Below are 23,645 nucleotides of genomic sequence, written 5' to 3'. Positions count from 1 at the left end.
TCAGCCGGCGACCCAGTCCGCGCGCGGAATGCCGAGCGCGTGCAGAAGTACGGTGAGATCGCCGCGGCGAATCCGCATGTCCGCCGCGTCGGCAAGCTTCGGCTTGGCGTGATAGGCAACACCAAGGCCCGCTTTTTCCACCATCAGCAGATCGTTGGCGCCGTCGCCGATCGCGATCGTCTCGGCGAGTGCGATACCTCGCTCCTGCGCCGCGCCGGTCAGCGCTTCACGTTTGGCGTTCGCGTCCACGATCGGCGGCACGACCTTGCCCGTCAGCACATCCCCGTGCGTTTCAAGCACGTTGGCGCGCGCCTCGTCAAAGCCGATCATCTCCGCGACAGGGCCTGTAAAGCGCGTGAAGCCGCCCGAGACGAGCAGCGTGTAGACGCCGTGCCGGCGCAGGGTTCGCACCAGCGTCTGCGCACCCGGCGACAGGCGCACGCGGTCGCGCAGGCAGGCGTCTATGGCAGACACCGGAAGCTGGGCCAGCAGCGCAACGCGGCCTTCGAGCGCGCCGATAAAGTCGATCTCTCCACGCATTGCCGCCTCGGTCACGGCACTGATTTCGGCCTTCAGGCCTGCGTAATCGGCAAGTTCGTCGATGCACTCGACTGTGATCATCGTCGAATCCATGTCGGCAATAAAAAGCCGCCGTTTTCGCTCCGCCGCCGTCTGCACGATGACGTCGGCGTGCGGAACCGCAACCTCAACCGCATCACGCACGGCTGCGGCGGGACCGGTTCCCGAAAACTCGGCGACCGCGTCGGCTTCCGTCCAGCGCGCTGCCCCTGCGTCCATGCCGGCAGCGGCAGCGGCATCGCGCGCCGCGCTCACATCGCCCGCGGATAGACGCTCCGATCCGACGATTGTAACAAGCTTCATGACCTCGCCTTCCTTGCCGCCGCTGGCGGTCATTGCAGGACCGACTGCCAGCGGCAAGTCGGCGTTCGCGCTGCGCATGGCGGAAACGCGGCGCGGTGTCATCATCAATGCGGATGCGAGCCAGTGTTACAGCGACCTCAGTGTGCTTTCCGCCCGCCCCTCCTCTGTTGAGACCGCGCGGGCACCGCACCGGCTCTATGGATTTCTGGATGCCGAATCTCCGCTCGGTGCCGCCGCGTGGGCCGATCTGGCGCGGCGCGAAATCGCACGCGCGCACGAACAGGGTCTGCTGCCGATTCTCGTCGGCGGCACCGGCCTTTATCTGCGCACGCTGCTCCACGGCATCGCCCCGGTGCCCGAGATCGACCCAGACGTCCGCGCCGTGGTCCGCGCACTCGATACCGCAGCGCTCGCTGAAGCGCTCGCGCGCGAGGACCCGGCGATGGCCGCCCGGCTCCATCCTAACGACACCCAGCGCATGGCGCGCGCGCTGGAAGTGATGCGCAGCACGGGCGCTTCACTCGCCGATCATCAAGCGCAGCTTTCGGGCGGGCTGCTCGGCACGGTGGTGCTTGAGCCCGCGGTCGTCGAGATCGACCGCGAGGAGCTCGGACGGCGCTGCGACACGCGCTTCGATATGATGCTGGCGGACGGCGGTCTCGATGAGGCCGAGCGGCTGCTCGCAATGTCTCTGGACGCGGCGCTTCCGGTGATGAAGGCGATCGGTGTCCCGCCGCTCATCGCGCATCTCAGGGGTGAATCCACGCTGGAAGCTGCGATCCTGCGCGCAAAGCTCGATACGCGGCGCTATGCGAAGCGCCAGCTTACGTGGTTCAGGAACCAGACGCCGGACTGGCCGCGGCTTCAACCCTAGACGCGTGATCGAGGCTTTCGCGCACCTTTTGGGCGAGGCCTTCCATCGTATAGGGTTTGCGCACGGTCTCGGCCGGCGGATCGAGCGGCTCGCCGTCAACGCCCGTGCGGGCAAAACCGCTGGTGTAGAGAATGCCGAGATCGGGCCAGCGCGAAAGCGCCTCGCGTGCCAACTCGTCGCCGTACATACCGGGCATCACGATGTCGGTGAACAGCAGCCGGATACCGGGATGCTCGTCGAGGATTTCAAGCGCTTCCTTGCCGTTTTCGGCATGGCGCACCGTGTACCCGAGCTCGCGCAGGTTCTCGACCGTCACCATGCGGAGATGGTCTTCGTCTTCCACCACGAGGATGGTTTCTTCCGCGCTGCCGCGCGCAAGCGGCCCTTCGGCGCGCGGGGCGGATGAAACAACCCGCCCGATGATCTGCACCGGCAGATAGATATCGACGCGTGTGCCTTCACCCGGTGTGGATTCGAGCGAGATATGACCGCCGGACTGATGCACGAAGCCATGGACCTGGCTGAGCCCGAGGCCGGTGCCCTTGCCGACCGCCTTTGTCGTGAAGAAGGGTTCGAATACGCGCTCGGCGACCTCCGGCGGCATACCCTGCCCCGTATCGGTAACGCTGATCAGCGCATAGGCGCTCGCCGCCTCGCCCTCGGACAGCGGCTCGCCATCCGGCACGTAGCGCTTCGTTTCGATCGTGAGTGCGCCGCCATCGGGCATGGCGTCGCGCGCATTGGCGGCAAGGTTGATGATCACGTTTTCGAGTTCGCCGGGATCGACGAACACCGGGGGAATATTGTCTCCGAATTTGGTTTCGACGCTGATCCGTTCGCCGAGCGTGCGGCCGATCAGTTCGACGACGCCCGTCATCAGCGTGTTGACGTCGACCGTCTGCGGGTTGAGCGATTGGCGCCGCGAGAACGCGAGCAGCCGCGCGGTGAGCGACGCGGCGCGGTTCGCACCTTCGCGCGCATTGTCGATCAGCTTCACGACGCGCGCATCATCCGCGCTGATCCGCCGTTTCAGAAGGTCGAGGCTGCTGATGATGACGGCGAGCATATTGTTGAAGTCATGCGCGATACCGCCGGTGAGCTGGCCGACGGCCTCCATCCGCTGCGCCTGCCGCAAACGGTTTTCCGCCGCTTCGCGCGACGCGATTTCTGCGCGCAGCGCGACGTTCGCCTGTGTCAGTTCGTGCGTGCGCGCCGCAACCGCCGCCTCCAGCACATTGCGCCGGATCTCGCCCGCCTCCTCGCGCTCCAGCGCCAGCTTGGTGCGGTAGACCATGTAAGCGAGCGCGATCATGGAGATGAGCGCCGCCACCAGCAGCGCAACGCCGAGCGCCGCGAGCCGGTAGAGCGACTGCGCGCCGAGGTGGTCGCGCTTCACGACCTCCTGTTGCCGCCGGTCGAGGACGGCCCGCTGCTCCTCGACAATCTCGTTCATCATCGCCTGAATTTCGTCCATCAGGCGACGGCCATACCCTGAGGCGACATCGATCCGCGCCGCCTCCATGCGGCCCCGTCTGGTCATTTCGACCGAGCGCGCCATCTCCTCCAGCTTGAGCGTGATGAGGCGGCGCAAGACGACGAAGCGCGCCGTCTGCCGCTCGTCGCCCTCACCGATCCGTCGCTGAAGCTCATCGAGAACCGACGAACTGCGCGCGATCGCGGCTTCGTAGGGTTCAAGGAACACCGGGTTCTCTGTGAGCACAAAGCCGCGCTGGCTGCGTTCCGCCTCCTGCAGCGCGTTGATCACCCGCTCTGCCGCGACAAGGCTTTCGAAACCCTCGCTGGTGCGGGCTACGGCTTCGGTGCGCGTGCGTTCGATGTCGACCGCGCGCTGAAACGCGGCGAACGAAATCGCACCGATGCCGATGAGTGCGGCAAGCAGCGCAAAGACTCCGACAACGAAATGCCAGGTCCTGGTCCCGGCACGGCTATCCTCGAACCCGGTGGAAACGTTAGCGTCTTCCATCAGGACCATCTTGCCGAACTTGGCGATCGAACGCGAGACCCTCAAAGCACAATATCGTTTTTGCATCTATCATGCGTTATTAAAATTCAAATTGTACGAATATTACAAGAGGTGGGGTTGCCCTGAACGTTTTAATCTCGTACATGCGCGGGCCGAATCAAGGAAACCATGGCTGTGAACGAACAGAAAACCGGAGCGGAAAATCTCATCCAGGCGCTGACAGAGCTCGGCGTCGATACCGTTTTCGGCTATCCGGGCGGCGCGGTGCTGCCGATCTATGATGCACTGTTCCAACAGACGGTGATCAAGCACATCCTCGTCCGCCACGAGCAGGCCGCCGTTCATGCGGCCGAGGGTTATGCGCGCTCGACCGGCAAGCCGGGCGTCGTGCTCGTCACTTCGGGCCCCGGCGCGACCAACGCCGTCACCGGCATCACCGATGCGCTGCTCGATTCCATCCCGGTCGTCGTCCTCACCGGTCAGGTCGCAACGCACCTCATCGGGTCGGACGCCTTCCAGGAGTGCGACACGGTCGGCATCACGCGCCACTGCTCCAAGCACAATTATCTGGTGAAAGACCCGGAGCGTCTGGCGGACATCGTCCACGAAGCGTTCCACATCGCCACCTCGGGCCGCCCCGGCCCCGTTGTCATCGACATCCCGAAGGACGTCCAGGTCGCGCGCGCCGGCTATCGCAAGCGCTCGGCGCTGCACAACGGCTACAAACTGCAGCTGAAGGGCGAGCTGAAGGACATCGAAGCCGCCGTCGAGATGCTGGCGAGGGCCGAGCGTCCCATCCTCTACACGGGCGGCGGTGTCATCAATTCAGGTAACGGCGCCTCTCAGCTGCTGCGCGAGCTGGCCCGCGTCACCGGCGCGCCCGTGACGTCGACCCTGATGGGCCTCGGCGCCTTCCCTGCCGCCTCGCCGCAATGGCTCGGCATGCTCGGCATGCACGGCACATACGAAGCCAACATGGCGATGAACGAGTGCGACCTGATGCTGTGCATCGGTGCGCGCTTCGACGATCGCGTGACCGGGCGCCTCGATGCCTTCTCGCCGAATTCGAAGAAGATCCACATCGATATCGACCGCTCCTCGATCAACAAGAACGTGAAGGCGGACCTTGGCATCGTCGGCGATGTCGGCCACGTCCTCGAAGACATGCTCAAGATCTGGAAGGCGCGCGCTCACAAGGCCGTGGACCAGAAGGCATGGTTCGCGAAGATCGATGCCTGGCGCAAGAAGGACAGCCTCGGCTTCCGGCAGACCGGCAAGGAAATCCTGCCGCAATACGCCATCGAGCGCCTTTACGAGGCGACCAAAGCCAAGGCGCCGATCATCACCACCGAAGTCGGCCAACACCAGATGTGGGCTGCGCAGCACTTCCATTTCGAAGGGCCGCGCAAGTGGCTCACTTCGGGTGGGCTCGGCACGATGGGCTACGGCCTTCCCGCCGCGATCGGCGCACAGCTCGGCAATCCCCGGTCGCTCGTCATCGATATTGCGGGTGAGGCTTCGATCCTGATGAACATCCAGGAGATGTCCACCGCTGTGCAGTACCGCCTGCCGGTGAAGGTTTTCGTGCTCAACAACGAATACATGGGCATGGTGCGCCAGTGGCAGCAGCTCACGTACGAGAGCCGCTATGCCGAAAGCTACAGCCAGGCGCTTCCCGATTTCGTGAAGCTTGCCGAAGCCTATGGCTGGAAGGGCATCCGCATCGACGATGTCGACGGTCTCGACGCCGGCATCGCCGAAATGATCGCCTACGACGGCCCGGTTTTCGTCGATTGCCGCGTCGCAAAGCTGGAGAACTGCTTCCCCATGATCCCGTCCGGCGCCGCCCACACGGAAATGCTCCTGAACCCGTCCGACGTGAAGGGCGAGCTTGATGAAGACGCGCAGGCGCTCGTCTGATGCGTGATCTCGGCCCCATTCGGCGGCACACGCTCGCCATCACCGTCGATAACGAGTCCGGCGTTCTTGCGAAGATCGTCGGCCTGTTCTCCGCGCGCGGCTACAACATCGAGAGCCTGACCGTGGCGGACATCACGGAAACGCACGATGTCAGCCGCATCACCATCGTCACCTCCGGCTCCCAGGAGGTGATCGATCAGATCGAGGCGCAGCTCGACCGGCTTGTAACGGTTCACAAGGTGAGCGACCTCACCGAGCTTGGGCCGCACGTCGAACGCGAGATGGCGCTGCTCAAGGTCACGGGCGGCGGCGACAAGCGCCTCGAGGCGATGCGCTTGGCCGACATCTACCGTGCGCGCGTCGTCGATGCGACGATCGAGAGCTTCATCTTCGAAATCACCGGGTCCACCGAGAAGGTCAACACGTTCATCGCGCTGATGCGCGAGGTCGGCCTTGTCGAGGTTGCGCGCGGCGGCGTCGTCGCCATCTCGCGCGGCAAGGACCCGAGCTGAGTTTTTCTTCGTATCCCTCCCAATTCGAATAGAGAAAGTCCTGAAATCATGCGCGTTTATTATGATGCCGATGCCGATCTGGGCCTCATCAAGGGCAAGAAAGTGGCGATCGTCGGCTATGGCAGCCAAGGCCACGCCCATGCGCAGAACCTGCGCGACAGCGGCGTCGCCGAAGTCGGTGTGGCGCTCCGCGAAGGCTCCGCCACGGCGAAGAAGGCCGAAGGCGCCGGCTTCAAGGTGTTCTCGAACGCCGAAGCCGCCAAGTGGGCCGATGTCATCATGGTGCTGGCGCCCGATGAACATCAGGCCGCGATCTATGCGAACGACCTCGCGCCGAACATGAAGGAAGGCGCCGCGCTCGCCTTCGCGCACGGCCTCAACGTCCACTTCGGCCTTATCGAGCCGCGCGCCGACATCGACGTGTTCATGATCGCGCCGAAGGGCCCCGGCCACACGGTACGCAGCGAATATCAGCGCGGCGGCGGCGTGCCCTGCCTGATCGCCATCGCGCAGGACGCGACCGGCAACGCGCACGACGTCGCCCTCTCCTATGCGTCTGCCGTCGGCGGCGGCCGCTCGGGCATCATCGAGACGACGTTCAAGGAAGAGTGCGAAACCGATCTCTTCGGCGAACAGGCCGTGCTCTGCGGCGGGCTTTCGAGCCTCATCATGGCGGGCTTCGAAACGCTGGTGGAAGCCGGCTACGCGCCCGAGATGGCGTATTTCGAGTGTCTGCACGAGGTGAAGCTGATCGTCGACCTCATGTACGAGGGCGGCATCGCCAACATGCGCTACTCGATCTCGAACACCGCCGAATACGGCGACTACAAGACCGGCCCGCGCATCGTCACCGAAGAGACCAAGGCGGAAATGAAGCGCGTGCTCGCCGACATCCAGCAGGGCCGCTTCGTCAAGGATTTCATCCTCGACAATCGTGCCGGCAACCCGGAACTCAAGGCTGCGCGCAAGAACCAGAACGCGCACCAGATCGAAGAGGTCGGCGGCCGCCTGCGCGCGATGATGCCGTGGATCGGCAAGAACAAGCTCGTCGACAAAGCGGTGAACTAACCCCTGTCACGATAGCTTCGGTTGACAGGAACGGCGCGCGCGGCACAGGCTGCGGGCGCCGTTTCCCGTTTCAGGAGCCCCCGCCATGAAAGCCCAGTTCGTCGCTCTTGCCCTTCTCGGCTTTGCCGCCCCAGCGCTTGCGCAGGGCCAGCCGGGCGCGGAGGCCGCCGCGAAGGTCGCCGCCGGCACCTACACCGTCGATACCGATCACACGCAAATCGCGTGGGGCATCAACCACCTCGGCTTCAACGTTTATTACGGCATCTTCGGCAACCCTACGGGCACGCTGACGCTGGACCCGGCAAAGCCGGAGGCTGCGAGCGTTTCGCTGACCATCCCCGTCGACAAGGTGACGACAACGAGCGAAAAACTGAACGCGCACCTCAAGAGCGCCGACTTCTTCGACACCGCGAAGTTCCCGACCGCCACGTTCAAATCGACGGGCGTCGTCGTCGATGGCCTCAAGGCCAAGATCGCCGGCGACCTCACGATCAAAGGTATCACGAAGCCCGTGGTGCTCGATGCGCGCTTCACCGGCACAGGCCCCAATCCGATGAGCAAGATCGAAACCGTGGGCTTTGAAGCGAGCGCCACCATCAAGCGCAGCGACTATGGCATCACCTATGCGCTGCCCGTGCTCGGCGACGAGGTCAGCCTGCACATCACCGCCGCTTTCGAACGCCGCCCCTGAACGCGGGCTGCGTGTCGGGCAAACTTACATAACAATTATAGCTAACGCCCTGTTAACTATCGTCTATCCTGCAAAAGTGGGCTCCCTCGATTCTGGCATCATCCCTGCAGAAGTCGGACCGAACACGGTTTGATCAGAGGATAATGTCATGAAGTATGCTATCGCTTTCGCCGCCATGCTCGCTTCCACCAGCGCGTCGGCTGCTGTGATTTCGTCGTCGGTAGGCGGCGTTCCCGTCGGCGCCAACGTGTACGAGAGCTTCGACGCGATCGGCCCCGGCGGCACCACCGCGAGCGGTATCACCGTCTCTTTCTCGGGCACGGATGCGGGCACCGCATCGCTTCCCAACGTCAGCGGCAAGTATGCCGCGCCCTTCGTTTCGGGCGGCAACGGCACACCGTTCGGCAACGCGCAGGCGGATGGCAAGGATGTCACCCAGTACCTGACGACCGGCATCGGCCGCGTCACGCTCGAACTGGGTGACAATCACCAGTATTTCGGCATCCTGTGGGGATCGGTCGATGCCTACAACACCCTTGCCTTCTATGCTGGCGACATGCTGCTGTTCACCTACTCGGGGTCCGATGTCGCAGCGGTCGCGAACGGCGATCAGGGTGCTGCCGGCACCTATTATGTGAACATCAATTCGGACACGGCCTTCAACAAGGTGGTCGCCTCCAGCTCGGGCTATTCGTTCGAGTTCGATAACGTTGCGCTGGCTTACAAGCCGATCACCGATGTGCCGGAACCGGGCGCGCTCGCCCTCTTCGGTCTCGGCGCGATCGGCCTTGCCGCCGCACGTCGTCGCAAGGCCTGAACGGCTTCCCTACCGGGTGGAATGGGCGGTCTTCGGGCCGCCCTTTTTCTTTTTCTCAACAAGCGATTGTCGCTGGTTTTTACAGTTCGATATCGGTGTCCCACGCCTTAACCATCGAAGCCGCTGATCGCGTAGGCTGTGGGAACGCTGGCACCACTTTTGCATTTGATCTTCTGTGAAATGATGGAGAGGACACCGGCAATGATCGTTCGGTATGGCATCGCAGCCTTGGCAACCCTTCTGGCGGCCGCGCCCGTCGCTGCCGAACCCGTGGAAAACGGATCGGAGGTCGCGGCGCTTCTCTCCGATCTCGAAGGTCGCTGCTGGGCGGTGGACATCGACGGCGCCATCCTCGATGCGGATGCGATGGCGCAAATCGAGGGCCCCATTGATATCGAACTCGAATGCGTGATGAGTGAACTCAAGCCCGCATCCGCCAGTGCGAACCACAAGGTGCCGCTGCCCGCGAACGTCATCTGACGCCGTTCGGGGCTGGACAAAGCCGGCCGCTTCCCACATAGACTGCCGCCCATGATGCGGCACAACAGCCTCGCCCTTTCTCAGCGCGCCCTTCTCGCGCTCCTTCGACTTACGCGCCCTTAGGCGCGCGGGTTACGCTGTCTGGCGCTCTGGACGCGCCGCCGCCTAAGGGTCTCGATCGAACCGAACCGCGAAGGTTCGCACCCGTTTTTCCGAGATTTTGAAGGTGTGCCATGTCCAGTCAGAACTATGTGAAGATTTTCGATACCACGCTGCGTGACGGCGAGCAGTCTCCGGGCTGTTCGATGAACCTCGCCGAAAAGCTGCGCGTTGCCGAACAATTGGAAGCGCTTGGCGTCGATATCATCGAAGCCGGTTTCGCCATCGCTTCCGAAGGCGATTTCGAGGCCGTGCAGGCTGTCGCGCGTCAGGCGAAGAGAGCCACGGTGGCCAGCCTCGCGCGTGCCGCCACCGGCGATATCGATCGCGCATGGGCCGCGCTCAAGGACGCGAAGAACCCCCGCATTCACACGTTCATCGCCACCTCGCCGCTCCACATGCGCGTGAAGCTGGAGATGGAGCCTGAGGCGGTTCTGGAGAAGATCCGCGCGTCGGTCAGCCATGCGCGCAACCTCTGCCCCGATGTCGAGTGGTCGGCGGAAGACGCGACGCGCAGCGACCCCGATTTCCTGTGCCGCGCGGTTGAAACCGCGATCCGCGCCGGCGCCACAACGATCAACCTGCCCGACACGGTCGGTTACGCGACGCCCGAAACCTACGGCGCAATGTTCCGCGACGTGATTTCGCGCGTTTCCAATGCGGATCAGGCCATCTTCTCCACCCATTGTCATAACGACCTCGGCCTCGCCGTCGCCAACACGCTGGCGGCCGTGGCGGGCGGTGCGCGACAGGTGGAATCGACGATCAACGGCATCGGCGAGCGCGCGGGCAACGCCGCGCTCGAAGAAATCGCCATGGCGCTGCGCGTGCGCCACGACGTGATGCCCTTTGATACCGGCGTCGAAACGCGCGAGATCACGCGGGCCTCGCGGCTGGTCTCGGCCGTCACCGGCTTTCAGGTGCAGCCCAACAAGGCCATCGTCGGCGCCAACGCCTTCGCGCATGAAAGCGGCATCCATCAGGATGGAATGCTGAAGGATGCGAGCACTTACGAGATCATGACGCCGGAATCGGTGGGCCTCTCCGAATCCAGCCTCGTCATGGGCAAGCACTCGGGCCGCCACGCCTTCCGCCAGAAGCTGGAAGAGCTGGGCTACAAGCTCGGCGACAACGAATTCCAGGACGCGTTCAAGCGCTTCAAGGATCTCGCCGACGCCAAGAAGCACGTCTACGACGAAGACATCATCGCGCTCGTCGATGACGAGACGATGCGCGACAACCAGGCGATCCAGTTCAAGGAGCTGGAAATCTACTGCGGCTCGCACGGCCCGCAGCGCGCCATCCTGACGCTCGAAGTGGACGGCGAGGAGCAGACTGTCACGACGCGCGGCAACGGTCCTGTCGATGCCGTGTTCAAGGCGATGCGCAAGATCGTGCCGCACGACGATGCGCAGCTGACGCTCTACGAAGTCCACGCCGTCACCGAGGGCACGGACGCGCAGGCTACGGTCAGCGTCGTCCTCGCCGAAGACGGGCGCACCGTGCGCGGCACCGGCGCGCATGTCGATACCATGGTCGCGTCCGCGAAAGCTTACGCAAATGCGCTCAACAAGCTGATCGTGAAGCGCGGCCGCAGCGAGCTTCCTGCGGTGGCCCGCACGGGGAATTGAACACCGACGGCTGAGCGCTGATTTCCGGCATCCGGGCGGGCGCATGGTTGCGCCGCCCGCGAAGTCGTGGTTACCAGCGGCCATGTCGTTGGGGTCGCGCATCAAAATCTGCCTGGCGTTTCTGATTGTCGCAGCGGCCCTCCCCGCTTCGGCAGCTACGGTCGCGCGCTTTCAGGACGACAACCTCGCGCTCTACAGCGAAACCGGCGATGCCCGTGTCCTGCGAAGCAGCCCTCTCACTCCGCTGCTGCGCGGCAAGCCGAACTGGTCGGTAACCGCGGACATCGCCGCGCTCGGCAAGGCCGAGAAGAAGTCGTGGCATCTCGTCGATGCCGATTGCCTGCCGCCGACCTTCGCGCGCTGCCTGCTATTCCTTGCCGAAACCGGCAGGCCGGGTGTTGCCCTCCGCGAATACGACGCGGAAGCTGGAGGCTTCGTGCCGGATGGTTTCGCGCTGCCGGCGGGGCCGACACAGGCGATCTGGTACGACGACAGCCGGATTCTCATCGCCGCCAACACCGGGCCGGGCTCGCTCACGAGCGCCGGCGTGCCGCGCCTCCTCAAGCTCTGGACGCGCGGCCAGCCCGTCTATGCCGCAACGACGATCCTTGCAGCGCCGCTCGATGCGCGCGGCATCCGCCCGTTCTTCTCGCTATCGGGAGGTGGCCTCTTTCATGCCGCAGAGGTGACGACCGCGAGCGGCGCGCATGAGCTGTATCATTTCGGTTGGGCGCAGAACTTCCGCCGGTCCCAATTGCCCACGGACGCGCGCCTGCTCGACTTCTTTCAGGGCCGCGCCATCGCCGTTCTCGGCGATAGCGGCTGGATGACATCCGAGGGCCGCCATCCGCCGGGCAGTCTTGTCGCCTATCCGATGGCTCCGCTCCTCGGGCCCGCCAGCCAGACGCTGCCCGAGCTTGCCTACACGCCACCCGCGGGTTTCCGCATCATCGCCGCAAAGGCCGGCCGGGACACGCTCTACGTCCAGCTACGCGGCGCGTCCGGCGACCGGCTGGTTTCGCTGAGGAAGGGCGCGCCGAGCTGGCCGGCAGCAAACATCGCGCTGCCTGCCGGTCCACTCGAACTCGTCGCGGCGAGCGACCTCGCGGACGTCGCGCTCGTCGTCAGCGGCAGCGAATTCCATATTGTGGGGCGGGGGCGAACGCGTACCATAACACCATGAATCCTCCCGCCCCGCTCGACCTCGTCGCCGTCCTCCGGCTCGCGCTCACGATCTTCTGGCGGCAATTCGCGCCGATCATCTTTCTCGGCCTCCTTTTCCTCACCCTGCCCGCTATCGCACTCCGCACGTTCAGCCTCGCCACCACCGCCTCGCCCGATCCGGCGCTCGGCACCATCGCCGAAACGATGCGCTGGCTCCTCGTGATGATCTTCCTCTGCGCCGTCACCGGCGGCGTTCTCGCCCGCACGAGCGACCCGCGTGCGTTCATGCGCGCGGGGCTCAGCCGGCTCCAGCCGGGGCTGGTCGTCGCGCTCATCATCGGCATCGGCCTCATGACGGTGCGCATCATCCTGCTGCTCGTCTCGCGCCTCCTGCAGCTGGGCCAGATGAATTCGCTGTTCTTCGTGGTCGCCTGCATCGCCGTCTTCGCCCTGTGGGTGCTCGCCATCCCTGCGGCGCTCCACGAACGGCAATGGCCGATGCTCGCGTTTCAGCGCTCGGCAGAGCTCACGCGCGGCAACCGTTGGCGCCTCTCCGCACTGTTCATCCTCATCGTGCTCGCGCTGACGCCGGTCATCATGGCCGTCCGCTTCGTCGTCTTTCACGCTGCGCAGACGCCGCACCAGGTCGCAGCGATCGTCCAGTCGATGACCATCACCTCGCCCGCGCTCTGGATCGTCCAGCTTTCGACGCTGCTCATCTACGGACTGCTGTCGGTCGTGCCCGTCGCGCTCTACCTGACGCTTGCGGGGCGCAGATAGAAAAAGGGCGCCGCCTTCCGGCAGCGCCCCTGTTTCTCGAAAAGCCGTGAGGCTTAGCGCGAGTAGAACTCGACGACGAGGTTCGGTTCCATGCGGACCGGATAGGGCACCTCGTCGAGCGTCGGCACGCGCACGTAGGTCGCCTTGCCATCGCCATCGACCGAGACATACTCGGGAACTTCACGCTCGCTGAGGCCCTGAGCCTCGAGAACCAGCGCCATTTCCTGCGCCTTCTTGCGCAGCGAAAGCACGTCGCCCGGCTTGATACGGCGGCTGGCGATGTTGCACTTCTCGCCGTTCACGTCGATGTGGCCGTGGTTCACGATCTGGCGCGCGGCGAAGATCGTCGGCGCCCACTTGGCGCGGTACACGACCATGTCGAGGCGCTGCTCGAGCAGGCCGATCAGGTTCTGCGAGGTGTCGCCCTTCATGCGGACGGCTTCTTCGTAAACCTTGCGGAACTGCTTCTCGGTGACGTCGCCGTAGTAGCCCTTCAGCTTCTGCTTGGCGCGGAGCTGGATACCGAAGTCGGAGAGCTTGCTCTTGCGGCGCTGACCGTGCTGGCCGGGGCCGTATTCGCGCTTGTTGACCGGGCTCTTCGGACGACCCCAGATGTTCTCGCCCATGCGGCGATCGAGCTTGTACTTGGCATTGCTGCGCTTGGACATGCGCAATCCTTTCAATTCGCGTTTCAAAAATGCCCGGAACCGCACCGCCCCGCCAAACGCGGAACGCGGCCACTGCTTCACCGGACGTGCAGGGCCAATTGCGAAGGCGCGCGTTTAGCGCTGGCCCCGCGCACTGTCAACGCATTTGCCGCCTTTTGCGACCTTACGGCGCTGATCGAGGCTTGCAAAGGCGCGAAGAAGCGGGATAGTTTCTTCAAAGAAACGTGGGGCGGAACATGAAGAATAAATCGTTCTCGACAATTACATTTTTGCTTCCTTTGCTCCTTCCATTTCACGCCAACGCAGACATGCCCGATGCGGCCAGACTTTTTGGTGCGCGCGAAAGCATGGAAGCCGTCAGCTTGTCGCCTCTCGGCGATTATGTTGTTTACAAGACACCCGCCAGTTCGCGCGGAACACACTTCATTGCGGCCCATATCGCCACGGGCAAGCAAAATCTTGTCACGACCTCATCGTTCGAACACGCTCGCGTCTCGGACTGTGAATGGGCGAAAAACGATCGACTGACGTGCCTTGTCGAAGGCGAACAGCGACTGGCCGGCACGCCGATCGGGTTTTCGCGAATGTTCGCTGTTGGCCGCGACGGCTCCAACCCGAAGATCATCGGCACACAAAGCAACGAGCGAACCATCGAAATCAATCAGTTCTCGGGTGGCATTATCGACATGCTACCCGACGACAAAGAGAACGTGCTCATGCAGGTGCCAATTCTCGAGGAACAGTCGACCGGCACACGCCTCATCGCTCCGGATTCGGGGATCGGCGTCAAGCGCGTCAATATCTACAAGGGCGCATCCACCATCGAAGAGCGTGCCGGAGAGAACGTGAGCCGTTACATAACGGACGGCGATGGCCACGTGCGCTATCGCATCGTGCGCGTGGTCGACCGCAATCAGAATTACACCGGCAAGAGGAATCACTGGTACCGGAGCCGGGACGACAGAAAATGGAAGCCGATAAGCCTCTCCGATGACGCCTACGTCTACGGTTTCGATGAAAGTGGCGACAGCATTTACGTTACGGAGCCGGTGAATGGCCGCGATGCGCTCGTAAAAATCACACTCGATAGCGGCGCCAAGCAAACCGTGTTCGCGCACGACCGGGTCGATGTCGCCGGCCTTGCGCAGATTGGCAAAAGGAAACGCCCTGTTGGCGTCTATTATTTCGATGAATACCAACACATCGAATATTTCGATCCGGCGCTGAAGGCTCTCACCAATAGCTTGTCGAAGGTGCTGCCGGGCAAAACCATCACAATTCTCAACACGTCATGGGATGAAAACCGCATTCTCCTGCTCGCAAACGCTGACGATGATCCGGGGAAATATTACGTTTTCGATCGCAAGAGCCGCGAACTCATGCTCATCAGCGGCGCGCGCGATCAACTCGAAGGCAAGACGCTCGCAAAGTCGAAGCCAGTAAATATCCCAGCTGCTGATGGAACCCGTATCCCCGGCTATCTGATGGTCCCGCCAGGGATGGAAGCCAAGGGGCTGCCGCTTGTCGTCATGCCGCATGGCGGCCCCTCATCTCGCGACACATGGGGCTTCGATTGGCTGCCCCAGTATCTCGCAGCGATCGGATATGCAGTACTCCAACCCAATTACCGCGGATCATGGGGGTATGGAGACGAATGGCTCGGCGAGAACGGTTTCCAGGGCTGGCGCCAGGCGATTGGCGATATCAACGACAGTGCCCGCTGGGCCGTGGCAAGCGGGATCGCAGACCCACAGCGCCTGGCGATCGTGGGATGGAGCTATGGCGGATACGCTGCCCTCCAATCAAACGTCGTCGATCCCGCGCTCTACAAGGCCGCCGTCGCGATCGCTCCGGTTACGGACTTTGCGCAACATGTCAGTGATAATAGAAATTTTGTAACGGGCCGCCTTGTCAGGAATCTCGTCGGCAGCGGGCCGGAGCTTAACACCGCCTCACCCGCAAAGAACGCCGCCGCCATTCGCGCCCCTGTTTTGCTGTTTCACGGCTCGATCGACCTCAATACGAACGTCAATCAATCACGCTCCATGGCGCGCGAACTTCGGAAAGAAGGCAAGTCGGTCGATTATGTAGAGTACGATGGGCTTCAACACAGCCTAATCGATAGCGACGCGCGCATCGATATGCTGACGCGCATCGGCGCATTCCTTAAAGCGAACATGCGTTAAACACGCACAGCGCCGACGCTTTCAGCTCGGCATTGCTATTGTGAGAGCGAGCTTCCCACAGTCCGATGCCGCCGGAAATTATCTTCCGCGGCATTCCGGTGCATCTCTCCTGCTGCCTCCCAAACACTCTTCGGCTTGCAGACCTTCGCCGGCCTCAGACGGCTGCCGACCTCAGGCTCGGGGCGTTTGCAGACCACAGGATCTTCATCTTGAACGGTTTTGTTCGGTTCGGAAGATGCCGGTGCAAAGCCTCCGACAGACAAAAATGCCGCTAATACTGCCACAACCCTGACGCTCACAATCAAACTCCGTACAAATTTCAGTTCCGCAACTGTAACCTAACTGCGGTTAACTTCAATTCCGCTCTTTCGTCAGCGCCGTGATGATGCCCCTCAGCGTGCGGACTTCCTTTGCCGAAAAGCCGGGGCGCGTCAGCATGTTCCGCAGCGTCCGGCGCGAAGCGGGGGCGCGGGTTTCGACGCGGAAATAACCTGCGGCATCGAGGGCGGTACTGATCTGCCCGATGAGCCCTTCAACGTCGGCCTGCGGGGCCGGGCCTTCGTAGTTGTCGAAGGCCGCCGCCTCCCCCACCCCGGCCTTCGACCATTCGTAGGCGAACAGGATCACGGCCTGCGCGAGATTGAGCGACCCGAACTCCGGATTCACCGGCACGGTGAGGATCGTCTGCGCGATCGCCACATCGTCAGTTTCAAGGCCCGAGCGCTCGGGGCCGAACAGGATCGCGGTGCGCCCGGCGCGGCTGCGCGTGTCCTGCGCCGCCTTTTCGGGGCCGACGACTTCCTTGGTCAGACCCCGCTTGCGCACCGTCGTCGCATAGACGAACGCGCAGTCCGCCACCGCTTCGGCAACGGTTTCAAACACCTTCGCGTTTTCGAGCACGATGTCGGCGCCGCTCGCCGCCGGCCCCGCATCGGGGTTCGGCCATCCGTCACGCGGCGAGACGAGCCGCATCTCGGCGAGCCCGAAGTTGAGCATCGCGCGCGCCGCCTTGCCGATATTCTCGCCAAGCTGCGGCCGCACCAGCACGATGGCGGGCGGCGGCGCGGCGGCCACCGCATCCGTCACTTGGCGCCCGCCCTCGCGACGGTCTCGATGGTGCCGATGAAGTCCTCGAAGTCCTTCGCCTCGCGGAAATCGCGGTAGACGCTCGCGAAGCGCACGTAGGCGACGGCGTCGAGGCTCTTCAGACCCTCCATTACCGCCTGCCCGATCACCTCGGCTTCGATCTCGGCCTCGCCGATCGCCTCCATCTGGCGGACGATGCCCGAAACGAGCCGCTCGATGCGCTCAGGCGCGATCGGGCGTTTCCGGCACGCGATCTCGATAGATCGGGCAAGCTTATCGCGCTCGAACACTTCCTTGTCGCCGGACTTCTTCAGGATCACGAGTTCGCGAAGCTGCACGCGCTCGAACGTCGTGAAGCGCGCGCCGCACGCCGGACATTGCCGGCGGCGGCGGATCGCGCTGCCGTCTTCCGTGGGCCGCGAATCCTTGACCTGGCTATCCTCGCTTCCGCAAAACGGGCAGCGCATTGCTCGTCCCCCTCCCGCTCGGGCTCTGGCTTCAGAACCCCGGATAGATCGGGAAACGGTCGCAAAGCGCCTTCACACGCGCCCGCACATCCGCTTCCACCGCACCGTTTCCATCATGGCCGTTCGCGGCAAGGCCGTCGAGCACGTCGGCGATCATGTCTGCGATTGCCGTGAACTCGGCCTGTCCGAAGCCGCGCGTCGTACCCGCAGGCGAGCCGACGCGAATGCCGCTCGTCTTCGTCGGCGGCAACGGATCGAACGGCACGCCGTTCTTGTTGCAGGTGATGTGGCTGCGCTCCAGCGCTTCGTCGGCATCCTTGCCGGTCAGGCCCTTGGGACGAAGATCGATCAGCGCGAGGTGGGTGTCGGTGCCGCCCGCGACAACGTCGCAACCGCGTTCCTTTAGACGGCCCGCCAGTGTCTTCGCGTTGGCGATCACGGCCTGCGCGTAGACCTTGAAGCTCGGGTCAAGCGCCTCGCCGAACGCGACAGCCTTCGCGGCGATCACGTGCATCAGCGGCCCGCCCTGAAGGCCCGGGAACACCGCCGAGTTGATCTTCTTGCCGATCGCCTCGTCATTCGAGAGTACCATGCCGCCGCGCGGGCCGCGCAGCGTCTTGTGAGTCGTCGTCGTCACAACATGCGCATGCGGCAGCGGGCTCGGGTGAAGCCCCGCCGCAACCAGCCCCGCGAAGTGCGCCATGTCGACGAGGAAATATGCGCCCACCTTGTCGGCGATCGCGCGGAAGCGCGGAAAATCGAGCGTGCGGGGATAGGCGGAGCCACCCGCGATGATCAGCTTCGGCTTGTGCTCCAGCGCCAGTCGTTCGACCTCGTCGAAATCGACGAGGTGGTCGCTCTCGCGCACGCCGTACTGCACGGCATTGAACCACTTGCCGGACTGCGCGGGCGGGGCGCCGTGCGTCAGGTGGCCACCGGCGGCGAGGCTCATGCCGAGGATCGTCTCGCCCGGCTGCACCAGCGCCATCATCACCGCACCGTTCGCCTGCGCGCCGGAGTGCGGCTGCACGTTGGCATAAGCGCAGTCAAAGAGCTTGCGGGCACGGTCGATGGCGAGCTGCTCCACCTCATCGGAAGGCGCGCAGCCCTGATAGTAGCGCTTGCCCGGATAGCCTTCGGCATACTTGTTCGTGAATACGCTGCCCTGCGCTTCGAGCACGGCACGGCTGACGATGTTTTCGGAAGCGATCAGCTCGATCTGGTCGCGCTCGCGGGTCAGCTCCCGCGTGATTGCGTCGAAAACCGCCTTATCGGCAGTGGCGACGCCATCGGTGAAGAACCCGTCCTGGGCAAGCGGCGTAGCGGCGGCGGTGCTCATGCTCGTATCTCCTTCGTGGGCTACGCCGACAATTTGTCGACGCGCTTCTGGTGACGTCCGCCCTCGAAGGGCGTGTTCAGGAATTCGTGGAGGCAGTCCCGCGCCGTCTCGATGCCGATCAGGCGTTCGCCGAGCGCGAGGACGTTCGCATCGTTGTGCTGGCGCGACAGCCGCGCCATCAGGCCGTTCATGCAAAGCGCGGCGCGCGCGCCCTTCACGCGGTTCGCCGCGATGGAAATGCCGATGCCGGACCCGCAGACAACAACGCCCTTCTCGGCCTTGCCGGACGCCACCGCCTCGCCGACCGCACGGCCGAAATCGGGGTAGTCCACCGAATCCGTGCCATGTGCGCCGAGATCGAGCACGTCGTGACCGGCCGCCGTCAGCCAGTCGGCAACCGCAGATTTCAGGGCGTATCCGGCGTGGTCGCTACCAATGGCGATGACGGACATGGAGCGGGGGCCTCATGCAAGTTGTGGGTGCGATTCGCGTGAGCGCAGTATCTAGGGGAGCACCCCGTCCGAAGCTACCAAGAATTGTAACATTGCTGCTATTCGAAGATGCCCCGCAGATCGAGCGTGGGCCGCTTTCCGATGGCTGCGTAGTTGGCCTTCAGCCAGTGCTCCGCTTTTATGCGGCCAAGGTCGCGGAGCGCCGTGAGAAACGGCCAGTCCGCGTTCATTTTGGTTGCGGGCGGGTAAGCGGTAAGCTCCGCGCCGCCGTCCACACGGTGCATCAGGATCTTGTGATAGCGCTTGCCCGCGACGATCTGCCCCTCCCCGATCAGCCGGTCGACGAACTCGATGGCGCGTAGCTCGCGCAGCAACGAGCCGTTGAAGGCGATCTCGTCAATGCGGTTGTCGATGTCCTCCACACTGGTCGGTGTCTGCCGGCGCTCGATTGGGCTGACCTGCACGAGCAGAATGTCTCCCGGCCCCTCATGGTAGAACAGCGGGAACAGCGCCGGATTGCCCATGTAGCCGCCATCCCAATACGGCTCGCCGTCGATCTCCACAGCCTGAAACAGTTGCGGCAGGCAGGCGGACGCGGCGAGCACGTCTGCCGTCACCTCATGGCCGGTAAAGACGCGCACCTTGCCGGTGAACACATTGGTCGCCGCGATGAACAGCGTCAGCGCCTTGCAGGCGGCGAGCTTTTCGAAATCGAAGGACTCGGCGACGATATCGCGCAGCGGGTTCAGCCCTGCCGGGTTGAACTGATACGGGCTCATCGCGCGCATGACGTTGCTCGTCCAGGCGTTCCACCACGTATCCCACGGCGTATCGCGCACAGGCACAAACATCGCGGCGTCGGACACGCGCTTCCAGAACCGGTCAAGGCTTTCGCGTGCGCCCTCGCGCCCGCCGTCCACCCAGCCCTGAGCGAGCGCAGCCGCGTTCATCGCGCCCGCGCTGGTGCCGGAAATCGCGGAGAGTTCGATGCGCTTGTCTTCGAGCAGCCTGTCGAGCACGCCCCACGTGAACGCGCCGTGGCTGCCGCCGCCCTGAAGCGCGAGGTTGATGGTTTTCGTCGCCATGACGGCAGCTTAGCGCGCGAACGAAGCCTTGCCTATGCGTCAAGTGTATTGCATAAATAATACACTTAGACAGGGAGGATTCATGCGCATCGTACCACTCGTCGCGGTCGCACTCACCGCCGCCTCGCCCGCTGCCGCCAAGGACACCCGCATCATGGTGCTCGGCACCTACCACTTCTCGAACGCCGGACTGGATAAGGCGAACGTAAAGGCGGACGACGTGACCGCCCCTGCTCGCCAGGCCGAACTGGAACGGCTGACCACGGCGCTTGCCGCATGGAAGCCGGACAAAGTGCTGGTGGAATGGCAATACCCCCAGCCCTTCACTGTGCCCGAATATCGCGCGTTCACGCCCCAAGATCTCAAAACCAAAGCCAACGAGGTCATCCAGATCGGCTTCCGTCTGGCGCGAAAACTCGGCCACGCCGAGGTCTACGGCTTCGACGAGCAACCCGGCCCCGGCGAGCCCGACTACTTCCCATTCGGCCCTGTCGAGGCCTTCGCCGCGGCGCACGGGCAGAAGGCCGAGCTCGATGCGGTGTTCGACTATTTCCGACAGCAGGCTGACGCGCAGACGAAAGCGCAGGAAACCCAATCTGTTCCCGAACTGCTGATCACCATCAACGACCCGGAGCGGAACGCGGCCGAGCACGCGAAGGGCTATTACAGCATGCTCCGCTTCGGCGACGGCGAGGAGCAACCGGGCGCCGTGCTGAACGCGATGTGGTACATGCGGAACGCGAAGATGTTCGCCAAGATCGGCCTCATCGCGAAGCCGGGCGAGCGCGTGCTGGTGATCGTGGGATCAGGCCACAAATACTGGCTGGAGCATTTCGCCGAAACGACGCCGGGGTTCGTTGCCGTAGACCCGCGCCCGTATTTGAAGGAAGCGCGTTAAGCGGCGATCCGCATCTCCAACCGGTCCCAGATTTCCACAAGCGCGCGGACGAGATCGTCCATCATCGCCTCGCTGTGGTTGGGGCCGGGGGTGAAGCGCAGCCGCTCCGTGCCGCGCGGCACGGTGGGGTAGTTGATCGGCTGCACGTAGACGCCGTACTCGATGAGCAGGATGTCGCTGATCTTCTTGCACTTCGCGGGATCGCCGACGAGCAGCGGCACGATGTGCGTGGTGGACGGCATCACCGGCAGACCTGCGCCCCGCATCTTCGTCTTCAGCATCTCGGCGGCGGCCTGCTGGCCCTCCCGCTCGACGCTTGACGACTTCAGGTGGCGCACGCTGGCGAGCGCGCCGGCGACGAGGACCGGCGCAAGGCTGGTCGTGAAGATGAAGCCCGGCGCGTAGCTGCGGATCACGTCCGTCAGCGTCTTCGATGCGGCGATATAGCCGCCCATGATGCCGAACGCCTTGGCGAGCGTGCCTTCGATGATCGTCAGGCGGTGCGCGACACCGTCCCGCTCCGAAATGCCGCCGCCATGGTCGCCGTACATGCCGACCGCGTGGACCTCGTCCAGATACGTCAGCGCGTTATACTTGTCAGCGAGGTCGCAGATTTCGGCGATCGGCGCGATGTCGCCGTCCATCGAGTAGACGCTTTCGAACGCGATCAGCTTCGCCGCATCCCTTGGCGCCTCGGCAAGCAGCTCTTCGAGGTGTTCGAGGTCGTTGTGACGGAACACGCGCTTCTCGCAGCCCGCGCCGCGGATGCCCGCGATCATCGAGGCGTGGTTCAGCTCGTCTGAAAATACGATGCAGCCCGGCAGCAGCTTGCCGAGCGTGGAAAGCGTCGCCTCGTTCGAGATGTAGCCGGAGGTGAAGAGCAGCGCGGCTTCCTTGCCATGAAGCTCCGCAAGTTCGTTCTCAAGCTCCAGGTGATAGTGCGTGTTGCCGCCGATGTTGCGCGTACCGCCCGAGCCCGCACCGACATCGCGCAGCGTCTCTTCCATTGCCGCGATCACATCCGGATGCTGCCCCATGCCGAGATAGTCGTTCGAGCACCATACGGTGATCGGGCGTGCGCCGTTGTGGCCCGCGAAGCAGCGCGCATTCGGGTAGTTGCCCCGGTTGCGCAGGATGTCGATGAACACGCGGTAGCGGCCCTCGGCATGAAGCCGATCGATCGCATCCTGAAAAATACGGTTGTAGTCCACGCTCTCTAACCCGTCCTGCCCGCCGTTTTGACCGCTTTACATCGGAGGTGGCGCTCCCGTCACCCCACTTTATGTCGCAGCCTTCTGTTGCGATCTATTCGCAACTTTTACAAGGGGCTGGAATGACTTAGATCAATTTCTCGACAAGAAAGCTGTCGATGGCGAATTTCGCAGCCCAATTCAGATAGGCCCACTGGCCATATTCACCGTCGATCGGGAAGGAACCACGCACGCCCCCAACGAGATCAGGGTTGCCCTCCACCGCGATCGTGCGGCGCACGAAGGCGTTCAGCCCCTTGCCCGCCTTCACGAACGCATCGCCGCCCCCGAGGGGAGCGAGATAGAACAGGCTTTCGGCGATCTGGACGTTGCCGGTGAGGCACGACCAATCCACCGCCGCCGACCAATCCGACCTGAGACGGCCCGGAAGCGCGCCGTCGCTGCGCAGGGCGCCGACAAGCCCGCGCGCCATCTTGAGCGCCGCCTCCAGATAGCGCTGCTCGCCCGAAAGCCGGTGCGCCTCGACCACGCCGCGCAGGTAGTAGCCGAGCGTGTGCGTGAGCGGGCGGTCCTTGTGCTGCAGGCAGCAATCATTGACCCAGCCGTTCGCCTGCATCTTGCCGAGCGCCCAATCGACCTGCCGGAGCCCGGCCGCGCCGTAGCCTTCACCCGGCGCGGTACGCTCGGCTTCGAAAAGGCCCCACGACACGTGCGTTTCGTAAGCTTTCTCGCCCGCGTGCGTGAACGGCGACGGGTGCGAGCGCCAACAGCCGTCCGGGTCGAGCGAGTCCCTGAGGAAACGTGCGGCGCCGTGCATGGCCTCCAGACACTTCGCGTCGCCGAGCGTGCGGGCGCCGATGGCGAGGCCGATCAGAATCTGGCCTGTGTTGAAGGTCACGGACTTCACCGGAAGGGCATCGATCTTGCCGCCCTGAAAGCCGCCGTCGTCAAGCTGGATCGCGCAGAGCCAGTCGAGCATCCGCCGCGCCCGGGTCTCCTCGCCCAGCGTCAGCAGCGTCGGGATGATGTAGCCGGTCGTTTCCGGGTAGCTCGTCGCCCACCCCTTCGCGACGTGATAATCGCGAGCAACGCCGCCGTCGGCGGTCGCCGAGCAATCCTGCGCGCGCCCGAGCCATGCGGTGCAGGCCGCGACCGCCGCGTCGATGCCGGGATCGGCGAACGGCAGTCCGGCCGCATCACGTTTCTTTGCAGCGCGCTCGGCGGGGGCGAGCTGGAAGTCGTTATAGAGCGATTTCAAGGTATTGAGCATGAGCCCTGCCTAGCGGGAGTC

Annotated in this window: 22 protein-coding genes; 12 read left to right on the top strand and 10 right to left on the bottom strand. The window is 63.9% G+C overall.

The window, feature by feature from the left end; all coding sequences use genetic code 11:
- A complete protein-coding gene (serB, locus tag DFR51_RS06005; protein ID WP_121048073.1) occupies nucleotides 1-882 on the bottom strand; it encodes a phosphoserine phosphatase SerB in 882 nt (293 codons plus the stop codon).
- On the opposite strand from serB, the gene miaA reads away from it, so the two are divergent.
- Nucleotides 881-1,756 (top strand): tRNA (adenosine(37)-N6)-dimethylallyltransferase MiaA, encoded by an 876-nt coding sequence (gene miaA / locus DFR51_RS06000; RefSeq protein ID WP_121048072.1) that lies wholly within the window; start codon nucleotides 881-883, stop codon nucleotides 1,754-1,756. The two genes, serB and miaA, sit on opposite strands and share 2 nt — an antisense overlap.
- Here miaA and DFR51_RS05995 read toward each other — a convergent pair.
- Complete coding sequence (locus tag DFR51_RS05995) at nucleotides 1,716-3,740, bottom strand: hybrid sensor histidine kinase/response regulator (protein ID WP_160119191.1); 2,025 nt, start codon at nucleotides 3,738-3,740, stop codon at nucleotides 1,716-1,718. The two genes, miaA and DFR51_RS05995, sit on opposite strands and share 41 nt — an antisense overlap.
- A 168-nt stretch (nucleotides 3,741-3,908) precedes the next feature.
- On the opposite strand from DFR51_RS05995, the gene DFR51_RS05990 reads away from it, so the two are divergent.
- From DFR51_RS05990 to DFR51_RS05950, 9 genes are all read left to right on the top strand, one after another.
- A complete protein-coding gene (locus tag DFR51_RS05990) occupies nucleotides 3,909-5,660 on the top strand; it encodes an acetolactate synthase 3 large subunit (RefSeq protein WP_121048070.1) in 1,752 nt (583 codons plus the stop codon).
- Nucleotides 5,660-6,172 (top strand): acetolactate synthase small subunit, encoded by a 513-nt coding sequence (ilvN, locus tag DFR51_RS05985; RefSeq protein WP_121048069.1) that lies wholly within the window; start codon nucleotides 5,660-5,662, stop codon nucleotides 6,170-6,172. The genes DFR51_RS05990 and ilvN overlap by 1 nt, the downstream gene beginning before the upstream one ends.
- A gap of 48 nt (nucleotides 6,173-6,220) precedes the next feature.
- Nucleotides 6,221-7,240: a ketol-acid reductoisomerase gene (gene ilvC / locus DFR51_RS05980; RefSeq protein ID WP_121048068.1), complete on the top strand. Its 1,020-nt coding sequence runs from the start codon at nucleotides 6,221-6,223 to the stop codon at nucleotides 7,238-7,240.
- Nucleotides 7,241-7,325: 85 nt separating this feature from the next.
- A complete protein-coding gene (locus tag DFR51_RS05975; RefSeq protein WP_121048067.1) occupies nucleotides 7,326-7,931 on the top strand; it encodes a YceI family protein in 606 nt (201 codons plus the stop codon).
- Nucleotides 7,932-8,079: 148 nt separating this feature from the next.
- Complete coding sequence (locus DFR51_RS05970) at nucleotides 8,080-8,748, top strand: Npun_F0296 family exosortase-dependent surface protein (RefSeq protein WP_121048066.1); 669 nt, start codon at nucleotides 8,080-8,082, stop codon at nucleotides 8,746-8,748.
- Nucleotides 8,749-8,949: 201 nt separating this feature from the next.
- Nucleotides 8,950-9,228, top strand: a complete 279-nt coding sequence (locus DFR51_RS05965) for a hypothetical protein (protein WP_121048065.1) — start codon at nucleotides 8,950-8,952, stop codon at nucleotides 9,226-9,228.
- A 233-nt stretch (nucleotides 9,229-9,461) separates the two neighbouring features.
- Nucleotides 9,462-11,018, top strand: coding sequence for a 2-isopropylmalate synthase (locus DFR51_RS05960; protein WP_121048064.1), 1,557 nt, complete (start codon nucleotides 9,462-9,464; stop codon nucleotides 11,016-11,018).
- Between the two features lie 82 nt (nucleotides 11,019-11,100).
- A complete protein-coding gene (locus DFR51_RS05955; RefSeq protein WP_121048063.1) occupies nucleotides 11,101-12,201 on the top strand; it encodes a prolyl oligopeptidase family protein in 1,101 nt (366 codons plus the stop codon).
- Complete coding sequence (locus DFR51_RS05950) at nucleotides 12,198-12,962, top strand: hypothetical protein (RefSeq protein ID WP_121048062.1); 765 nt, start codon at nucleotides 12,198-12,200, stop codon at nucleotides 12,960-12,962. The genes DFR51_RS05955 and DFR51_RS05950 overlap by 4 nt, the downstream gene beginning before the upstream one ends.
- 53 nt (nucleotides 12,963-13,015) lie before the next feature.
- Here DFR51_RS05950 and rpsD read toward each other — a convergent pair whose 3' ends face one another.
- Nucleotides 13,016-13,630 (bottom strand): 30S ribosomal protein S4, encoded by a 615-nt coding sequence (gene rpsD, locus DFR51_RS05945; RefSeq protein WP_121048061.1) that lies wholly within the window; start codon nucleotides 13,628-13,630, stop codon nucleotides 13,016-13,018.
- Between the two features lie 236 nt (nucleotides 13,631-13,866).
- Here rpsD and DFR51_RS05940 point away from each other — a divergent pair, with 236 nt between their 5' ends.
- Complete coding sequence (locus tag DFR51_RS05940) at nucleotides 13,867-15,816, top strand: S9 family peptidase (RefSeq protein ID WP_121048060.1); 1,950 nt, start codon at nucleotides 13,867-13,869, stop codon at nucleotides 15,814-15,816.
- A gap of 354 nt (nucleotides 15,817-16,170) precedes the next feature.
- Here DFR51_RS05940 and DFR51_RS05935 read toward each other — a convergent pair whose 3' ends face one another.
- The 5 genes from DFR51_RS05935 to DFR51_RS05915 all read right to left on the bottom strand — a co-directional run bounded on the left by DFR51_RS05935 (nucleotide 16,171) and on the right by DFR51_RS05915 (nucleotide 20,245).
- The gene (locus DFR51_RS05935; RefSeq protein WP_243445395.1) at nucleotides 16,171-16,902 is read right to left on the bottom strand and encodes an RNA methyltransferase; all 732 of its coding nucleotides are present in this window, start codon (nucleotides 16,900-16,902) and stop codon (nucleotides 16,171-16,173) included.
- Nucleotides 16,899-17,369, bottom strand: coding sequence for a transcriptional regulator NrdR (nrdR, locus tag DFR51_RS05930; RefSeq protein WP_121048059.1), 471 nt, complete (start codon nucleotides 17,367-17,369; stop codon nucleotides 16,899-16,901). Before nrdR ends, DFR51_RS05935 begins: the two co-directional genes overlap by 4 nt.
- Before the next feature lie 31 nt (nucleotides 17,370-17,400).
- Complete coding sequence (gene glyA / locus DFR51_RS05925) at nucleotides 17,401-18,708, bottom strand: serine hydroxymethyltransferase (protein ID WP_121048058.1); 1,308 nt, start codon at nucleotides 18,706-18,708, stop codon at nucleotides 17,401-17,403.
- Between the two features lie 20 nt (nucleotides 18,709-18,728).
- The gene (rpiB, locus tag DFR51_RS05920; RefSeq protein WP_121048057.1) at nucleotides 18,729-19,160 is read right to left on the bottom strand and encodes a ribose 5-phosphate isomerase B; all 432 of its coding nucleotides are present in this window, start codon (nucleotides 19,158-19,160) and stop codon (nucleotides 18,729-18,731) included.
- Nucleotides 19,161-19,258: 98 nt separating this feature from the next.
- Entirely contained in the window at nucleotides 19,259-20,245 is a 987-nt protein-coding gene (locus DFR51_RS05915; protein WP_121048056.1) for a patatin-like phospholipase family protein, read from the bottom strand.
- Nucleotides 20,246-20,327: 82 nt separating this feature from the next.
- Between DFR51_RS05915 and DFR51_RS05910 the strand changes: the two genes are divergently transcribed.
- A complete protein-coding gene (locus DFR51_RS05910; protein WP_121048055.1) occupies nucleotides 20,328-21,143 on the top strand; it encodes a DUF5694 domain-containing protein in 816 nt (271 codons plus the stop codon).
- Here the strand turns inward: DFR51_RS05910 and hemA are convergent.
- Nucleotides 21,140-22,354 carry a 5-aminolevulinate synthase gene (gene hemA / locus DFR51_RS05905; RefSeq protein ID WP_121048054.1) on the bottom strand — a complete coding sequence of 405 codons (1,215 nt, stop codon included), beginning with the start codon at nucleotides 22,352-22,354 and terminating at the stop codon, nucleotides 21,140-21,142. The two genes, DFR51_RS05910 and hemA, sit on opposite strands and share 4 nt — an antisense overlap.
- Nucleotides 22,355-22,481: 127 nt before the next feature.
- Entirely contained in the window at nucleotides 22,482-23,624 is a 1,143-nt protein-coding gene (locus DFR51_RS05900; RefSeq protein WP_121048053.1) for a prenyltransferase/squalene oxidase repeat-containing protein, read from the bottom strand.
- Nucleotides 23,625-23,645 lie beyond the last annotated feature (21 nt).

It is taken from the genome of Sphingosinicella microcystinivorans, assembly GCF_003634215.1.
Classification (GTDB): Bacteria; Pseudomonadota; Alphaproteobacteria; order Sphingomonadales; family Sphingomonadaceae; genus Sphingosinicella; species Sphingosinicella microcystinivorans.
Note: the sequence above shows the minus strand (reverse complement) of the source record. Positions and strands in the feature narration are given on the sequence as shown.

Excerpts from the sequence above, each read along its gene's own strand:
- DFR51_RS05910 (WP_121048055.1), top strand. The coding sequence starts at position 20,328 with ATGCGCATCGTACCACTCGTCGCGGTCGCACTCACCGCCGCCTCGCCC.
- DFR51_RS05915 (WP_121048056.1), bottom strand. The coding sequence starts at position 20,245 with ATGGCGACGAAAACCATCAACCTCGCGCTTCAGGGCGGCGGCAGCCAC.
- serB (WP_121048073.1), bottom strand. The coding sequence starts at position 882 with ATGAAGCTTGTTACAATCGTCGGATCGGAGCGTCTATCCGCGGGCGAT.
- DFR51_RS05955 (WP_121048063.1), top strand. The coding sequence starts at position 11,101 with ATGTCGTTGGGGTCGCGCATCAAAATCTGCCTGGCGTTTCTGATTGTC.
- DFR51_RS05950 (WP_121048062.1), top strand. The coding sequence starts at position 12,198 with ATGAATCCTCCCGCCCCGCTCGACCTCGTCGCCGTCCTCCGGCTCGCG.
- rpsD (WP_121048061.1), bottom strand. The coding sequence starts at position 13,630 with ATGTCCAAGCGCAGCAATGCCAAGTACAAGCTCGATCGCCGCATGGGC.
- DFR51_RS05990 (WP_121048070.1), top strand. The coding sequence starts at position 3,909 with ATGGCTGTGAACGAACAGAAAACCGGAGCGGAAAATCTCATCCAGGCG.
- rpiB (WP_121048057.1), bottom strand. The coding sequence starts at position 19,160 with ATGTCCGTCATCGCCATTGGTAGCGACCACGCCGGATACGCCCTGAAA.
- glyA (WP_121048058.1), bottom strand. The coding sequence starts at position 18,708 with ATGAGCACCGCCGCCGCTACGCCGCTTGCCCAGGACGGGTTCTTCACC.
- DFR51_RS05940 (WP_121048060.1), top strand. The coding sequence starts at position 13,867 with ATGAAGAATAAATCGTTCTCGACAATTACATTTTTGCTTCCTTTGCTC.
- nrdR (WP_121048059.1), bottom strand. The coding sequence starts at position 17,369 with ATGCGCTGCCCGTTTTGCGGAAGCGAGGATAGCCAGGTCAAGGATTCG.
- DFR51_RS05960 (WP_121048064.1), top strand. The coding sequence starts at position 9,462 with ATGTCCAGTCAGAACTATGTGAAGATTTTCGATACCACGCTGCGTGAC.
- DFR51_RS05975 (WP_121048067.1), top strand. The coding sequence starts at position 7,326 with ATGAAAGCCCAGTTCGTCGCTCTTGCCCTTCTCGGCTTTGCCGCCCCA.
- miaA (WP_121048072.1), top strand. The coding sequence starts at position 881 with ATGACCTCGCCTTCCTTGCCGCCGCTGGCGGTCATTGCAGGACCGACT.
- ilvN (WP_121048069.1), top strand. The coding sequence starts at position 5,660 with ATGCGTGATCTCGGCCCCATTCGGCGGCACACGCTCGCCATCACCGTC.
- DFR51_RS05970 (WP_121048066.1), top strand. The coding sequence starts at position 8,080 with ATGAAGTATGCTATCGCTTTCGCCGCCATGCTCGCTTCCACCAGCGCG.
- DFR51_RS05995 (WP_160119191.1), bottom strand. The coding sequence starts at position 3,740 with ATGGAAGACGCTAACGTTTCCACCGGGTTCGAGGATAGCCGTGCCGGG.
- DFR51_RS05900 (WP_121048053.1), bottom strand. The coding sequence starts at position 23,624 with ATGCTCAATACCTTGAAATCGCTCTATAACGACTTCCAGCTCGCCCCC.
- ilvC (WP_121048068.1), top strand. The coding sequence starts at position 6,221 with ATGCGCGTTTATTATGATGCCGATGCCGATCTGGGCCTCATCAAGGGC.
- DFR51_RS05965 (WP_121048065.1), top strand. The coding sequence starts at position 8,950 with ATGATCGTTCGGTATGGCATCGCAGCCTTGGCAACCCTTCTGGCGGCC.